Origin of the sequence: Bradyrhizobium arachidis, assembly GCF_015291705.1 — a bacterium.
In the GTDB taxonomy this organism is placed as follows: Bacteria; Pseudomonadota; Alphaproteobacteria; order Rhizobiales; family Xanthobacteraceae; genus Bradyrhizobium; species Bradyrhizobium arachidis.
In genome coordinates, this window is record NZ_CP030050.1 from 7,098,186 (window position 1) to 7,112,910 (window position 14,725).

At 63.9% G+C, this 14,725-nt stretch carries 14 protein-coding genes; 6 read left to right on the forward strand and 8 right to left on the reverse strand.

From position 1 onward, the window contains the following. Positions 1 to 4 precede the first annotated feature (4 nt). On the reverse strand, positions 5 to 766 hold the full coding sequence (locus tag WN72_RS33345; RefSeq protein ID WP_027562490.1) for an SDR family NAD(P)-dependent oxidoreductase: 762 nt from the start codon (positions 764 to 766) through the stop codon (positions 5 to 7). A 217-nt stretch (positions 767 to 983) separates the two neighbouring features. On the opposite strand from WN72_RS33345, the gene WN72_RS33350 reads away from it, so the two are divergent. The 5 genes from WN72_RS33350 to WN72_RS33370 are packed head-to-tail and all read left to right on the forward strand — an operon-like array spanning position 984 to position 6,692. Continuing rightward, positions 984 to 1,781, forward strand: coding sequence for an alpha/beta fold hydrolase (locus WN72_RS33350; protein WP_244553736.1), 798 nt, complete (start codon positions 984 to 986; stop codon positions 1,779 to 1,781). 11 nt (positions 1,782 to 1,792) lie between these two features. Then, positions 1,793 to 3,082 carry an acyl-CoA dehydrogenase family protein gene (locus tag WN72_RS33355; protein ID WP_092215933.1) on the forward strand — a complete coding sequence of 430 codons (1,290 nt, stop codon included), beginning with the start codon at positions 1,793 to 1,795 and terminating at the stop codon, positions 3,080 to 3,082. Positions 3,083 to 3,084: 2 nt separating this feature from the next. Next, a complete protein-coding gene (locus WN72_RS33360) occupies positions 3,085 to 4,611 on the forward strand; it encodes a class I adenylate-forming enzyme family protein (RefSeq protein ID WP_092215935.1) in 1,527 nt (508 codons plus the stop codon). After that, a complete protein-coding gene (locus WN72_RS33365; RefSeq protein WP_027562486.1) occupies positions 4,608 to 5,696 on the forward strand; it encodes an NAD/NADP-dependent octopine/nopaline dehydrogenase family protein in 1,089 nt (362 codons plus the stop codon). Before WN72_RS33360 ends, WN72_RS33365 begins: the two co-directional genes overlap by 4 nt. A 3-nt stretch (positions 5,697 to 5,699) precedes the next feature. Further along, positions 5,700 to 6,692 carry a 3-hydroxybutyryl-CoA dehydrogenase gene (locus WN72_RS33370; protein ID WP_092215937.1) on the forward strand — a complete coding sequence of 331 codons (993 nt, stop codon included), beginning with the start codon at positions 5,700 to 5,702 and terminating at the stop codon, positions 6,690 to 6,692. Here the strand turns inward: WN72_RS33370 and WN72_RS33375 are convergent. From WN72_RS33375 to WN72_RS33400, 6 genes are all read right to left on the reverse strand, one after another. Further along, a complete protein-coding gene (locus WN72_RS33375; protein WP_027562484.1) occupies positions 6,689 to 7,735 on the reverse strand; it encodes a 2,5-dihydroxypyridine 5,6-dioxygenase NicX family protein in 1,047 nt (348 codons plus the stop codon). The two genes, WN72_RS33370 and WN72_RS33375, sit on opposite strands and share 4 nt — an antisense overlap. 37 nt (positions 7,736 to 7,772) lie before the next feature. Then, a complete protein-coding gene (locus tag WN72_RS33380; RefSeq protein WP_027562483.1) occupies positions 7,773 to 8,540 on the reverse strand; it encodes an ABC transporter permease in 768 nt (255 codons plus the stop codon). Continuing rightward, complete coding sequence (locus tag WN72_RS33385; protein WP_027562482.1) at positions 8,537 to 9,322, reverse strand: ABC transporter permease; 786 nt, start codon at positions 9,320 to 9,322, stop codon at positions 8,537 to 8,539. Before WN72_RS33385 ends, WN72_RS33380 begins: the two co-directional genes overlap by 4 nt. After that, positions 9,319 to 10,164 carry an ABC transporter ATP-binding protein gene (locus tag WN72_RS33390; RefSeq protein ID WP_092215939.1) on the reverse strand — a complete coding sequence of 282 codons (846 nt, stop codon included), beginning with the start codon at positions 10,162 to 10,164 and terminating at the stop codon, positions 9,319 to 9,321. The genes WN72_RS33385 and WN72_RS33390 overlap by 4 nt, the downstream gene beginning before the upstream one ends. Before the next feature lie 125 nt (positions 10,165 to 10,289). Continuing rightward, positions 10,290 to 11,984: a dihydroxy-acid dehydratase gene (gene ilvD / locus WN72_RS33395; RefSeq protein ID WP_092215941.1), complete on the reverse strand. Its 1,695-nt coding sequence runs from the start codon at positions 11,982 to 11,984 to the stop codon at positions 10,290 to 10,292. A gap of 77 nt (positions 11,985 to 12,061) precedes the next feature. Beyond that, positions 12,062 to 13,060, reverse strand: coding sequence for an ABC transporter substrate-binding protein (locus WN72_RS33400; protein WP_167380796.1), 999 nt, complete (start codon positions 13,058 to 13,060; stop codon positions 12,062 to 12,064). 245 nt (positions 13,061 to 13,305) lie between these two features. On the opposite strand from WN72_RS33400, the gene WN72_RS33405 reads away from it, so the two are divergent. Beyond that, positions 13,306 to 14,136 carry an NAD(P)-dependent oxidoreductase gene (locus tag WN72_RS33405; protein ID WP_430640366.1) on the forward strand — a complete coding sequence of 277 codons (831 nt, stop codon included), beginning with the start codon at positions 13,306 to 13,308 and terminating at the stop codon, positions 14,134 to 14,136. A gap of 29 nt (positions 14,137 to 14,165) precedes the next feature. On the opposite strand, the gene WN72_RS33410 is transcribed toward WN72_RS33405, so the two are convergent. Next, entirely contained in the window at positions 14,166 to 14,723 is a 558-nt protein-coding gene (locus tag WN72_RS33410; protein ID WP_092215947.1) for a flavin reductase family protein, read from the reverse strand. Between the last annotated feature and the right edge of the window lie 2 nt (positions 14,724 to 14,725).

The following is a 14,725-nucleotide window of genomic DNA, read 5'->3' on the forward strand; positions in this document are numbered from 1 at the left end:
TGCGCTAGATCTCACCACCGGCCACGGCAATCGCCTGACCCGTAATCGCACCGGCGCCCTCGCTGCACAGCCAGAGCACGGCATTCGCCACTTCCTGCGGCGTGATCAAGCGCCCCTGAGGATTGTGCTTGGCGAGTTCCGCGATCGCCTGCTCGCGGCTTCGCCCTGTCTTCTTCATGATGTTCTCGATGCTGCCGGCGACGAGATCCGTATCGGTGAAACCGGGACAGATCGCGTTCACGGTCACGTTGCTGCCGGCCATCTCCAGGGCAAGCGATCGCACCAGCCCGACCACGGCGTGCTTCGCGGCCGTATACGCGCTCACATAGGCATAACCTTTCAGCCCAGCCGTCGATGCAATCGCGACGATCCGGCCATACGGCCGATCCTTCATCCCAGGCAGCACTGCCTGGACGGCATGGACAACGCCCATGAAATTGACGTCCATCATGCGCGCAAAGAGCGCACTGTCAGACTTGGAGAACGGCGCGGATTCGGCGCTACCCGCGTTGGCGATAAGGATATCGATCGGCTTTCGCTTGTGCGCTTCGGCTATGGCAGCTTTCAATGATGCTTCGTTCGAGACGTCGGCAACGGCCGCGAAATGCGCAGCACCCACGTTGATCGCCTCTTCGAGCGTAGCGGCATTCCGGCCCAGCACTGTCACGGTGGCGCCGGCCCCGACAAGTGAGGCGGCGATCGCACGGCCGATGCCGCGGCCGCCACCGGTCACCAGCGCGTGCGGCGAATGCGGCAATCCGGACATGCGCTGGCTCCCTGAAAATCTGCTGATCGCTCCCCCGGATATATTTTAAACTTCAAATTTTTGCAACGAAAGCGCTGAACAGCATCGCTGAACGCCCGCGCGCGACAGACCGGCCCGAAAATTGCTTTAAGTATAAAATTATCGCTTCCCATCGCCCACAGGCCTGTTAGCATCGCAGGGCCAAGCAAAAGGATGTCGCGTGTCGCAGCCTGCGCCAATGATAACAAGGGACGGACGCTTCGCCTATGAGGCCGCGGGCGATCCGGGCGCGATTCCCCTGATCTTCCTGCATGGCATTGGCGGTGCGGCACGGGCCTGGCGGCAGCAACTCGCCACATTCGGCAAACGCTTCCGAACAATCGCATGGGACATGCCGGGCTATGGCGGGTCGGCGCCGCTCGCCAGCGTCAGCATCGCTGCCCTGGCCGATGCGCTCCAGCACTTCATCGAGCAGATCGGCGCAAAAAGGCCCATCCTGGTTGGCCACTCGATCGGCGGCATGATCGTCCAGAAATGGCTGGTGCAATCGCCGAAGCTGGCGCGCGCGGTCGTCCTCGCGCAGACCAGCCCGGCCTTCGGCAAGGCCGATGGCGACTGGCAGAAATCGTTCATCGCAGCGCGGCTTGGGCCGCTCGATCGCGGCGAGACGATGAAGTCGCTGGCGCCGTCGCTGGTGAATGAGCTTGTCGGCGAAGGTCCCGATCCCCAGGGTATAGAACTTGCGCGCGAGTGCATGGCAAGCGTGCCGGAGGCGAGCTACCGCGCGATGATGCTGGCGCTGATCGGGTTCGATCAGCGCAGCACGCTCAAGGACATTTCCGTGCCGACTCTGCTGCTGTCCGGCTCCAGGGACAACAATGCGCCCGCGCCGATGATGGCGAAGACGGCCACCTACATTCCTTCGGCTGAATATGTCGAGCTCGCCGGCGTCGGCCATCTCGCCAATCTTGAACGGCCTGCTGCCTTCGATGAGGCCCTCGGCCGGTTCCTGAACTCCGTCGCGACCAAAGCGTAAGGTGATGCGCAATGACCATGCAAGTCAGCAAGACGATCGGCACGACTGACAAGGTCGCGCTGGATGCGCCGATCTTCGATCCCGTCGCCTTTCGCTTGAGCGACGAGCAGGCCGGCATCATCACGCGCGCGCGGGAGATCGGCCAGAGCGTGTTCGCCGGCCGCGCCGCCACTTACGATCGCGAGGCGATCTTTCCGACCGAAAACTATCGCGATCTGCACCGCGTCGGTCTGCTCGGCATCGCCGTGCCCAAGAAGCACGGCGGGCTTGGCGCAAACTACCAGACCTATGCCCTGGCGGCCGCCGAGATCGGCCGCTATTGCGGCGCGACGGCGCTGACCTGGAACATGCATGTCTGCTCGACTCTGTGGTCGGGCCCACTCGCCGACGACCTCGACATGGACGCGGAGACCCGCGCCGAGCACGAGCGCCGTCGCGCCGTTCACTACAAGCGCATCGTCGAGGATGGCGCGATCTATTCGCAGCCCTTCTCCGAAGGCGGCGCGGCAGCCGCGGGCGGCGTCGCCTTCGGCACGGAAGCAAGGCCAGTCGAAGGCGGCTGGATCGTCAATGGCAAGAAGATCTTTGCATCGCTCTCCGGCCACGCCGACTATTACGGCGTGCTCTGCACCGAGATCGAGGAAGGCGAGAAAGCCTCGCGCCGCAACACGCTCTACCTTGCGATCTCCGCGAAATCGGAAGGCGTCTCGGTCGTCGGCGACTGGGACCCGCTCGGCATGCGCGGCACCGTCTCGCGCACGCTGCTGTTCAAGGATGTCTTCGTTCCGGAAGATTCTGCGCTGATGCCGCGCGGCGTCTATTTCCAGGCCGCGATGCGCTGGCCGCACATGTTCCTGACGCTGTCGCCGACCTATATGGGCCTCGCGCAGGCCGCCTATGATTTCACGGTGCGCTATCTTCGTGGCGAGGTGCCGGGCATGCCGCCGGTCAAGCGGCGGATGTACCCGACCAAGCAGATCGCAGTCGCGCAGATGCAGATCAAGCTCGAGCAGATCAAGGCGATCTGGTTCCAGGCGGTCACGGAAGCGCACGCCAATCCGAGCAAGGAGCAGGTGCTGCGCGCCTACGCCGCGCAATATTCGGTGATGGAGGGCGCCAATGAGCTCGCGGCGCTCGCGATCCGCACCTGCGGCGGACAAGCCATGCTCCGCTCGCTGCCGCTGGAGCGCATCTATCGCGACAGCCGTTGCGGCTCGCTGATGCTACCCTGGACGGCCGAGCTCTGCCTCGACCGCATCGGCCGCGAGGCGCTGTACGAGACCGGCGAGACGGACGACTGACGGTGGACCTCTGTAGTCTGATCGATCGCAACGCGGCATTTGCGCCAGACAAGACAGCCATCGCCTTCGAAGGGGAGCGGCTCAGCTACGCGGCGTTCGCCTCGCGCATCGAACAGACTGCGACTGCCCTGAAGCAGGAGCTCGGCGTCGGGCGCGGCGACCGCGTCGCGATCCTGAGCCTGAACCGACCGGATTATCTCGTTCTGCTCTACGCCTGCGCGCGGCTCGGCGCGATGCTGGTGCCGCTGAACTGGCGGTTGGCCGTCGCCGAGCAGCTCTTCATCCTCACTGACGCGGGCGCCAACGTACTGGTGCTGGAGCACGCGTTCGAGGGAGTTCTTTCCGAGCTTCCGCCTGGGACCTCGGTCGTCGGCCTCGATTTCGCACCACCGCACGGCGTAACATTCGAAAACCTGCTGGCCCGCGGCGAAGGCAATGGCCGCAATCCGCACACTGATCTCTCCTGCCCGCTTCTGATCGTCTACACCTCAGGAACGACCGGCCGTCCAAAGGGTGCGGTGCTACGCCAGGAGGCGCTGTTCTGGAACGGCGTCATGAGCCAGCACATGCACAACATGACGTCCGACGATCATGTGCTGACGGTGCTGCCATTCTTCCATGTCGGCGGCCTCAACATCCAGACCACCGCAGCGCTCCAGCTGGGCGCGACCGTCACGATCCATGCCCGCTTCGCGCCGGATACGGCGCTCGCCGCGATCGAACGCGAGCGGCCGACGCTGACCGTGATGGTGCCGGCAATCATCCAGGCCGTGAGCGAGCATCCCTCATGGGCGGCGACCGATCTCTCATCGCTCAAGGCGGTCGCGACCGGATCGACCATCGTGCCACCGCACCTGATCGACCGCTTCGTCGCGCGTGGTGTGCCGGTGCTCCAGGTCTACGGCTCGACGGAGACCTGCCCCATCGCCGTCTACACACGCCTCGGCGGCGATCTCTCGCGGGCGGGATCGACCGGACTTGCGGGACTGTGCTGCGAAGCGAAGGTGATCGACCAAGCGGGCCACGAGGTGCCAGCAGGCACCCCGGGCGAGATCGCGGTGCGCGGGCCCAACGTGTTCTTCGAATATTGGGGCAATGCAGACGCTACGCGCGACGCCCTGAACGAGGGCTGGTATCGCACGGGCGATATCGGGCTGTGCGACGCCGACGGTTATTTCTGGGTCCGCGACCGCAAGAAGAACATGATCATTTCCGGCGGCGAGAACGTCTACCCGGCCGAGGTCGAGCGCGTCTTGCTCGAACACCCAGATGTCAGCGAATGCGCCGTGATCGGCCGGCCCGATCCGCGCTGGGACGAAGTGCCCGTCGCCTATGTGATCCCGCGATCCGGCTGCCGGCTCGAAGCGGAGGAATTGCGAGCGCACCTTCGGGCGCAGCTCGCGCGCTACAAGGTTCCGCGTGATATCGTCTTCGTTACCGACCTGCCACGCACGGCGCTGGGCAAGGTCCAGCATTTCCTGCTGAAGCAGCTCGATGCGCAGTCGCGCGCGCAAGGAGAAGCATCTTGAAGATTGCGGTTCTAGGTGGGGGAAACGGCTCTTTCGCGGCCGCAGGCGATTTTGCGCTGTCCGGCCATGACGTCCGGCTCTGGCGCCGCGATGCCGATCAGGTCGCGGCACATCGTGCCGCCGGCTCGCGCATTCTGGTGAAGGATCATAACGGCAGGCACGATGTGAAGCTTGCACTGGTCACGACCGACATCGGCGAAGCCGTCAGCGGGGTCGAGCTGATCCTGTGCCCTGCTCCCGCCTTCGCGCAGCCGGATATCGCCCGCCTGCTCGCGCCGCATTTGCGGGACGGCCAGGTCGTGTTTCTGCCGCCGGCAACCTTCGGATCGATGATCTTCGCTCGGGCCGCAAGGGATGCCGACAACCACGCCAAGGCCAGCTTCGCCGAGACCGGCACGCTGCCCTGGCTGACGCGGAAGCACGGGCCGTTCGAGGTCGCGATCACCATCCGCGCCAAACGGCTGCCGGTCGGCGTGTTTCCACTCGATCAGGCACCGCACGCCCTCGAAGTGATTGGACGCGCCTTCCCCGATGTAATCGAGCCGTGCGGAGATGCTCTCTCCGGCGCACTGATGAACGCAGGCCCGATCATCCACCCGCCGCTGATCGTGATGAACGCAGGTCCGATCGAGCATTTTGAGCGGTGGGACATCCACAAGGAGGGTACCCAGGCCGCGATCCGCCGGGTGACGGACGCACTCGACGCCGAGCGGATCGCCGTGCGCGAGGCGCTCGGATATGGCGCGCCGCATTTCCCGCTGGCGCATCACTATGCGAAGGAAGGGGAGATCTGGATGTATGGCCGCGGCTCGCACGACCGCCTGACCGATTCCGGGGACTGGCGCGAGCGGATCATACTGACCGAGCATCGCTATATGCGCGAGGATCTACGGCTTGGATTATCGCTGCTGGTCTCTGCCGCGACACTGGCCGGCGTCACAACGCCGCTAGCAAAAGCGTTTCTGGCCATTGGCGGCGCCATTTGCGACGAGGATTTTGCGCAGGGTGGCCGAACGCTCGAAACGCTTGGCCTCGGCGGTCTCCACAAGGCTGAGTTGCAGACGCTGCTTCGCGAAGGATTCTGACCGATGACTCGTCGCGCCAACATCGTCTGTCTCGGGGCCGGCCGCATGGGGCGCGGCATCGCCGTCGCGTTCGCCTACGCGGGTCACATCGTCACGATGATCGACATCAAGGCCCGTTCGGCGGAAGATTTCGTCAAGCTGGAAGCGGACGCACTCGGCGAGGTCAGGAAGACCTTTGCCAGCCTCTCGAAGCTGGGGCTGCTGACCGAGGCGGATGTCGATCCGCTCATTGCGCGGGTCTCGGTGGTACCAGCTAGCCGGAGCGGTGCGGCGCTGGCCGAAGCCGGAATGGTCTTCGAGGGCGTTCCTGAGGTCGTCGAGCTCAAGCGCGAGGTGCTGGGCGCGGCTTCAAAACAGGTCGGACCGGATACGATCATCGCATCGACCACGTCCACCATCCTCGTCGACGATCTCTCGGGCGCGATCGTCAACCCTCGCCGCTTCCTCAACGTGCATTGGCTCAATCCGGCCTATCTGATCCCGCTAGTCGAGATTTCGCCCGGCAAGGCTACCGATCCCGCCATCATCGACGAGGTCAAGACGCTGCTTGAAGGCATCGGCAAGGTGCCTGTGGTCTGCGCGGCGACGCCCGGCTTCATCGTGCCCCGCATCCAGGCGCTGGCGATGAACGAAGCCGCGCGCATGGTCGAGGAAGGCGTCGCCAGCGCCGAGGAGATCGACAAGGCGATCCGCTACGGTTTTGGTTTCCGCTATGCCGTGCTCGGACTGCTCGAATTCATCGACTGGGGTGGTGGCGATATCCTCTACTACGCCAGCCGGTATCTCGAAGGCGCACTCGGCAGCGATCGGTATCGCGCGCCGGACGTCATATCGCGCAACATGCGTGAAGGCCGGATCGGACTGCGCACCGGCGCCGGCTTTCTCGACTATTCCGGCATGGACGTCGATGCCTATCGCGCAAAACGGCTTCAAGCCATGGTGGACCTGCTCCGGCACTTCGACCTGGCTCGCCCGCCCGTGCTCGATCGCAGCTAGCCGAAAACGTCCTGAAGCACGCCTTCCCGCACAACCGCGACGCCATCGAGCTCGATGGTCGTTCCCATCATCGGCAAATCAAAGTGCCCTGCAGTATAGCGGCCGGCAAACTCATTCGCGCCGGTCGAAAACAGGAAGTTGCCGGAGACGGCGCGGATCTCGGTGCCGTTGGTGTCGCGCTGATCGTACATCGAGAGCGCTTCGTAGCGCGCGCCCGGGTTCATACCGAAACCGACATGTGAGACTGCATAGGCCTCGCGATCACCCCAGGCGGCAAGATAGGCGCGCATCATCGCAGCATCCGTGCCCTCGCCTTCCAGCTCGACGACGTAATCGTCCTTCAAGGTCATCTTCACCGGCGAGGTCAGATAGCGCTTGAAAGTCAAATTGATGTCGCCGGGCGCCATCACCAGCGTCCCGTTGATCGTCCCGCTCTTGGGGAAGCTGACGACGATGCCGCCGGGCCAATGCGCCAGCGTGCCGGGCTTGTCGGTCCAGCCCCAGACGCCGACCGTGGACGCACCGACCATGTCAACGTCGAGCGCTGTGCCGGCCTTCGAGGTCACCTTCATCCGCTTGGTCCCACGTAGCATCTTCGCCGCCGCGCGCACGCGCTTCTCGAGCGCGGGATCCGGCACCATCCGTTCCAGCGCCTCGGGATGCTCGTTGGAGATCACCAGGATACGTGCACCGGCCTTGAGGATCTCCGGCGTCTCCACCGCATGCATCAGGCCCTCGATGGTGCAATCTACCACGAAGCCGGCCTGCTGAAGCGCCGTGATGACCGGGCCAAGCTTCTGGATCGCTTCGCTGGCTCCCGTCGAGCGAACCGGAACGATATTGCGGTTGCGCGGCGTCGGCATCACTACATGGAACGGCCGCGCACCCATGCGCAGCAGCGCGAGTTCCGCCAGATGCACGTTCAAGGGGCGCGACTGGGTTTCCGAGAGGATCGCCGCGGTATCGCCGGCCTTGACGGCGCAACGCTCAAAGATCTCGCAAAACGCGTCGATCCATTTTGCTTCGATGCGATCAGCCAGCATGATTCACTCCCGGTCTTTTGGTTTCTTGTTCGTCAGATCACGCCTCAGGGAAGCCCCGCAGCAGGTACGAGCGCACCGCCCCGAGCAGCCCGTTCAGGATCAGGCCCAGCAGCGAGATCGTGATCAGCGGCACGAACATGTCGACGGCCTGAAAGGTCCGAGCCGCCGTGACGAGCGCATGGCCCAGTCCGTCCGTCGATGTGATCATCTCGGCCAGAAACACCACGATACATGAAATGACAAGGCCAATCCGGCAACCGGTCAGGATCGACGGCATTGCCGCCGGAAGCACCACTTTGAACAGGATTTCGTACCGCGGTGTCCCCGCGGCCATCGCCGACCAGATCAGCTTCTGCTCGACGGTCGACGCGCCGTAATAGGTGGAGAGCAGGATAGGAAAAAGTGCGTCGGCAGCCACCAGCGTGATCTTCGATCCGTGGCCAAAGCCGAGCAGCAGCAAGAGCGCCGGATACAGCGCAACCTTGGGCAATGGCGCCAATACGCGCACGATCGGCCGAACCACGGCATTGATCGCGGGACTGGCTGCGGCAGCGATGCCGATGCTGACACCGAGCACCACCGCAATCGCGAAGCCGGCGAACAGCCGGATCAGGGTCGCCGCGATCTCCTGCTGAAATGTCCACGTTACGAGCTGCTGGAGCAACCGGCTGAAGACGAACCCCGGCGGCGGCAGCAAGACCACAGGCGCAAAGCCGAACGATACGAGGCCTTGCCACAGCGCGATCACCAGCACGATCGGCGCAAGCCCGAAGATGACGTTTGTGGGGAGAAGGCGCGAGGTCATGAGAAGCTCAGCGGCATGTCGAACTGAGGCTCGGACCAGCGCACCAGCCGCGCGCGGATCCGCTCGAAGATCGCATCGAGGCAGATGCCCATAGCTCCGACGATGATGATCATCGCAAAGACGGTGTCGTACTGCCCCATGTCGAGCGCGTTGAAGAGGATGTTGCCGGCGCCGGACTGGCGGGCGATCATCTCGCTCGTGATCATCGTGATCAGCGCCAGCACGAGCCCGGTGCGGCACCCGGTCAGGATTTCCGGCAACGCCGCCGGCAGCACGATCCGGGCCAGGCGTTGCGGGGGTGAGAGTCCCATCGCAGCGCCTGACCACAACATCTTCTCTTCGACCGCCTTGGCGCCCTCGAAGCTGTGGTAGATCACCGGCAGGCTCACGCCGAGGAAGATCACCAGTGTCTTCGTGATATCGCCGACGCCGAGCCACAGCATGATGATCGGCATCAGGGCTGCTTTCGGCACCGGGTAGATCACCATCAAAAGCGGATTGAAGAAGGCCGCGACGGCCCGGCTGCGGCCCATCAACAGGCCGAGTGGAATCGAAAACAGAACAGCGATGCCGAACCCGATCGCCATGCGGCGGAGCGAGGCAAGGATGTTGATGAGAGAATCCTTGTCGCCAAGGATGTCCGGAATCGCGCGGATCGCCTCGAGCGCCGTTGGAAAGCTGTCGTTCTTCAGCGCAACCGAGGCGACCTGCCACACCGCCAGCAAGCCGATGCAGGCGAGCACCGGGGCAACGCGTCTCAGCAAGGCGGCTGGCGTCATCATGAGGGCGACCCGGCCTCGTCGCTCTCGTCGAACATGCGCTCGATGTCGACAACGTATTTCTGGTAGCGTGGGTCGAGCAACAGCTCGTTACGCCGGCGCGGCCGTGGCAGGTCGATGTCGATCACCTGCCTGATGCGGCCGGGCGATTTCGACATCATCACGACCTTGTCGGAGAGGAACACTGCTTCGTCGACCGAGTGGGTGACGAACAGCACCGTCTTGCGATCACGCTCCCAGATATTCAGGAGATCGTTCTGCAGCCGCGTCCGGGTGTGCGCGTCCAACGCGCCGAACGGCTCGTCCATCAGCAGGACTTCAGGATGGTAGGCGAGCGTCCGGGCCAACGCGACGCGCTGCTTCATGCCGCCGGACAGCTCCTTGGGGTAAAAATTCTCAAAGCCCTTGAGGCCGACCATCTCGATCAGGGCCCGGCTCTGCGCTTCTGCCTCGGTGGCTCGTACACCTTTCTGACGCGGGCCATACATCACATTGCCCAGCACGGTCTTCCAGGGAAACAGTGCGAACTCCTGGAAGACCGGCCCACGATCCGGCCCGGGTCCCGTGATCGCCCGTCCCTTGATCTTCGCCGCGCCGCTGGTCGGGCTGACGAAACCGCCGACGATGTAGAGCAAGGTCGACTTGCCACAACCGGACGGACCGAGGATGGAGACGAAGGCGCCCTCGTCAATCGTCAGCGAGATGTCCGATAGCGCCAGATGATCCCTGCGCGCCGAGGTTTGAAAGACCTGCGAGACGCGGTCGATCTCGATGATCGTAGAAGCCGGCTTTTTTGACGTCACCGCTCCCACCCATTCGCTCGACCTCGAAGCCACTATCGTCATCCCGTCTCCCGCGTCACTCGCGCGCGAACGTCGCGCGGCGGATCTGCTGAACGTCCTCCATCAGCGGCACGAGCTTAGCAAGAAACCTGCCAGACAGGCGGACGTTTTCGCAAGACGGCGGCGCTTCATTCGAACCATGGCCATTCTGCCGGGCCTTCATGCGTGACGGCTCCGCCCGGCGCCTGCCCGACCAGCCGCGCATATTTTGCAAGCGCACCCGCGCGATGGCGCGGCGGGCGCTGTTTCCAGTCCTGTCGGCGTAAAACGAGTTCCTGCTCGTCGACCAGCAGATCCATCCGCCGGTTTGCAGCATCGATCCGGATCCTGTCGCCATCACGAACGAGTGCGAGAGGACCACCGACAAACGCTTCCGGAGACACGTAGCCGATGCACATGCCGCGGGTTGCGCCGGAGAACCGGCCATCGGTAATGAGGGCCACCTTCTCGCCCATGCCCTGCCCGTAGATCAGCGCGGTGACGCCGAGCATCTCGCGCATGCCGGGGCCGCCGACCGGCCCTTCATTGCGGATCACGAGAACCTCGCCCGCCTTGTAGCTGCGGTCGCGGACCGCTTTGACACAGGCTTCCTCGTCTTCGAACACGCGCGCGACGCCCTCGAAGAACTGGCTCTTCAAGCCGGCGACCTTGATGACCGCACCGTCGGGACAGAGATTGCCCTTCAGCACCGCCACGCCGCCATCGGGCATGATCGGCGCACGAGATGCGTAGACGACCTCGCCATCGGGCGCGTTCGCCGCGCCATATTCTTCAGCGAGTGTGCGGCCCGTGATGGTGATGCAGCTGCCATCGATATGCCCGCTCTGGATCAGCTCGCGGATCACCACGGCCGCGCCGCCGATATCGTAAACGTCCTTTGCCGTATACTTGCCGCCCGGCCGCAGATTCCCGATCAGCGGCGTTCGGGCAAAAACCTCGCCGACGTCGTCGATCGTGAATGCAATGCCGGCCTCGTTCGCAATCGCCGGCAGATGCAGGGCGGCATTGGTCGAGCCGCCGGTCGCGGCAACGATCGCCGCGCCATTCTCGAGGGATTTCCGCGTCACGATGTCGCGCGGCAGCGGACCGCCGCGTTCCAGCATCTCCATGATCAGCCGGCCGGCGCGTCGCGAGATCTGTGCGCGCTCGGCATAGACACCCGGCACCATCGAGACGTTGGGAATGGTCAGGCCCATCGCCTCGGAGACCATGCCCATGGTGTTCGCGGTGAACTGGCCGGCGCACGCGCCGATGGTCGGCAAGCAAGCACGCTCGATCCGCTCAAGCGTCTCGCCATCGATCTCACCGGTCATGAAACTGCCGACAGCCTCGTAGGAATCGAGCACCGTCAGCGTCCGTCCGTCCACGCGGCCCGGCAGCGAGCTGCCGCCGTAGATGAAAATGGACGGGACGTTGCAGCGAACCATGCCCATCATCACGCCGGGAAGCGTCTTGTCGCATCCGCCATATCCGATGAGCGCATCGTAGGCGAGACCATGGACGACGGCCTCGATCGAGTCGGCGATCAGCTCGCGCGAAAACAGGGAGAACTTCATCCCCTCGTGATTCATGCTGATGCCGTCGGACACCGAGATCGTCGAGAATTCGCGCGGCGTACCGCCGGCCTCCTCAATTCCTGTCTTGGCCGCGGCCACCTGGAAGTCGTGCGTCATGTTGCAGGGCGTCTGCTCGCCCTTCATGCTGACGACGCCGACCATCGGCTTGGCAATCGCCGCATCGTCGAGCCCCATTGCGCGCATGAAGGCGCGATGCGGGGCCCGATCGAGGCCGTCTGTCGTGACTCGTGATCGCAACTTTTTCATACGAGCATCTTCTTCATGCAACGTCCCGGATCACCCGGGACGTTGCGATCTCCTTTGTTCGACGTACGGCCGCTCGCCTATTCCAGCGGGGCGACAATTGTCGGATGCTTGAACTGCGCCGCGTCCAGCTTCGGCAACATTCCCGTCTCGGCGTAGATGTCCAGCATCTTCTGGATCGCCGGAAAGTTTGGCGCGGCACCAGGATCGCGACCGAAATCATTGTCCTTGAGCAGATAGGTCTCCAGCACCGGAATGGGCGCCTTCAAGACCTCATTGACAACCTTCAGCGTCTCTTCGCGGTTCGCCAGCGCCTTTTTCATGCCCGAGGTGATGTCGCGGACATAGGCCTTGACCACCTCCGGGTTCTTATCGACGAAATCGGCGCGGCACGCTTCCAGGATGTGCACGATGTTCGGCATCGCCTGCGACAGCGAGAACAGTTTCCTTGTTCCGCCCTTGGCCTCTGCGCGCGCGGCAAACGGCTGGTTCATGTTGACCGCATCGACGCGGCCCTGGCGCAGGGCATCCTCGGAGACGGCAAAGCCGACCTCGACCAGTTTGATATCCTTGGCCGGGTCGACGCCATTCTGCTTCAGCAGCAGATTGAACGGCCCTTGCGTGCCGCCGCCAATCACGGAGATGCCGACCGTCTTGCCTTTGAGGTCCGCGATCGTCTTGATCGGCGAGTCATCCATCACCGCCCAGTAGACCGAGAAGCCGCCGGGTTTCTCGAACACGTGCTGCGCCACGATATAGGCCTTGAGGTTGCCGCCGACCACGCCGTTGGCGAGCGACAGCGGCGCCTGCGTCGCGCAGTCCAGCGCGCCGGCCGCCAAAGCCTGCGTCATCGGCGCGGTACCCTGAAACTGGGTCCATTCGACGTTGTAGGTCTTGCCGAGGTTGGGAAACTCAGCCGGGCGGCGCATCATCCAGTACTTGGATTCCTCGGCTGGGATCGTCCAGCCAACGCGGATCGTCTGCTGTGCCCATGACGGGCTCGCGCCAGCGGTCACGGCTGCTGCCGCTCCCAAAGCCAGAATCCACTTCGAAACGCTCCACCTCGAAACGGTTCGCATCGTGCCCACTCCGCTGCTCCAGCGCCGACAGGCGCCACCCAACCCGACTGCCGCAAATGTTTCATGGTTCAAACAATCAAGCAAGCCATGCGGGTTGGACGGTTTCGCCGTCCGGCCTGCCATGTATGGTAAGGCGACGTTTGCGCTGCGACAGAAAGAGGCAACCTATGGCTGATGCGAGCAAGACAAACCCGCAAGGCGTCGAGAGGCTCGGCTATCTCGGCCTTGGGCTGATGGGCACACCCATGACCCGGCGCCTGCTCCAGGCCGGCTACCAAGTCAGCGTCTGGAATCGCTCGGAGGGCAAGATCACTCCACTCGTCGAGGCTGGTGCAAGGCGTGCGGCCACCCCTCGTGACGTCATGGCGACCTCGGACATCGTGTTCGTGTGCGTCACGGATGCCGCCGCCGTCGAAGAGGTAATTTTCGGGCCCGAGGGGCTTTCCACGGCGCCCGGCGCGGAAAAGCTCGTCGTCGACTTCTCATCGATCCATCCTGACGCCGCGCGCGACCTTGCGAAGCGATTGAGGGCGGCGAACGGTGCGGGCTGGATCGACGCGCCGGTGTCCGGCGGCACCAAGGGCGCCGAGGAAGGCACGCTTGCAATCATGGCCGGCGGGGAAGCGGCTGACATCGAACGGGTGCGACCCTATGTGCTGGCCATGGCCCGCAGGTTCACCCACATGGGCCCTACCGGCGCCGGCCAGACCACTAAGCTCTGCAATCAGGTGATCGTCGGTTGCGCGATGGCCGTGCTTGCGGAAGCAACACGCCTTGCGGTGAATGCCGGCATTAACGCGAACCGGTTGCCCGAAGCGCTCGCGGGCGGCTTTGCGGATTCCATTCCGCTTCAGCTGTTCGTGCCGCGGATGGCCCAGGGGATTCATTCACCGCCTCTTGGGCACATTGCCACGATGCTCAAAGACCTCGATACGGTCGCGGACGTCGCGCAGACGACGTCGACACCGGTGCCGATGGCGTCGCTGGCGGGGCAGCTCTTCAGGCTGGCCAAGGCCGCGCGGGGCGCCGAAGCGGATGCGCTGGAAATCTACAAGCTTTCAGCGGCAGAGCTCTGAGCCATCGCGCGGCTCGCAGCGCGTCACTGCTACTTCTTGCGTTCGTCGTCAGTCAGGAACCGGCCATACGTCCCACGCGCAAAAAGCAGCGGCTCGCTGGCGTTGTAGGCATAGGCCTCGACCGCGCCGAGAAAGATCACGTGATCGCCGCCGTAGTAGCGATTGACGGATCGGCATTGAAAATTGGCGACGCTCTCGGCGAGCACCGGCGCGTTCCCGAGACCCGGCGTCCAGTCGACGCCCGCGAACTTATCCTCGGACGATTTCGCGAACTTGTTCGCAAGCGCCTGCTGCGAAGTGCCGAGCACATGAACGGTGAAATGGCTGGCGTTCTGAAACACGATCAGGCTCGACGAATAGATCCCGAGGCTCCAGAGGACCAGAGGGGGATTCAGAGAAACCGACGCAAACGAATTGCAGGTGATGCCATAAGGCTTTCCATCCGCGGCCGTGGCCGTGATGATCGTTACGCCCGTTCCGTATGTGCCGAGCGCATTGCGAAAATCGCGGGGGTCGATCGACGAGCTGTCGCTCGCAAGCTCATTGGCAGGATCGGGGACGGCCGGCTGCTTCGGCAGGTCAGTCATCG

What these genes read in the sequence shown, in the direction of transcription:
- WN72_RS33375 (WP_027562484.1), bottom strand. Translation starts at nt 7,735, where the DNA reads ATGCTGGCTGATCGCATCGAAGCAAAATGGATCGACGCGTTTTGCGAG.
- WN72_RS33385 (WP_027562482.1), bottom strand. Translation starts at nt 9,322, where the DNA reads ATGATGACGCCAGCCGCCTTGCTGAGACGCGTTGCCCCGGTGCTCGCC.
- WN72_RS33410 (WP_092215947.1), bottom strand. Translation starts at nt 14,723, where the DNA reads ATGACTGACCTGCCGAAGCAGCCGGCCGTCCCCGATCCTGCCAATGAG.
- ilvD (WP_092215941.1), bottom strand. Translation starts at nt 11,984, where the DNA reads ATGAAAAAGTTGCGATCACGAGTCACGACAGACGGCCTCGATCGGGCC.
- WN72_RS33405 (WP_430640366.1), top strand. Translation starts at nt 13,306, where the DNA reads ATGACCCGGCGCCTGCTCCAGGCCGGCTACCAAGTCAGCGTCTGGAAT.
- WN72_RS33355 (WP_092215933.1), top strand. Translation starts at nt 1,793, where the DNA reads ATGACCATGCAAGTCAGCAAGACGATCGGCACGACTGACAAGGTCGCG.
- WN72_RS33400 (WP_167380796.1), bottom strand. Translation starts at nt 13,060, where the DNA reads ATGCGAACCGTTTCGAGGTGGAGCGTTTCGAAGTGGATTCTGGCTTTG.
- WN72_RS33380 (WP_027562483.1), bottom strand. Translation starts at nt 8,540, where the DNA reads ATGACCTCGCGCCTTCTCCCCACAAACGTCATCTTCGGGCTTGCGCCG.
- WN72_RS33370 (WP_092215937.1), top strand. Translation starts at nt 5,700, where the DNA reads ATGACTCGTCGCGCCAACATCGTCTGTCTCGGGGCCGGCCGCATGGGG.
- WN72_RS33390 (WP_092215939.1), bottom strand. Translation starts at nt 10,164, where the DNA reads ATGACGATAGTGGCTTCGAGGTCGAGCGAATGGGTGGGAGCGGTGACG.
- WN72_RS33345 (WP_027562490.1), bottom strand. Translation starts at nt 766, where the DNA reads ATGTCCGGATTGCCGCATTCGCCGCACGCGCTGGTGACCGGTGGCGGC.
- WN72_RS33350 (WP_244553736.1), top strand. Translation starts at nt 984, where the DNA reads ATGATAACAAGGGACGGACGCTTCGCCTATGAGGCCGCGGGCGATCCG.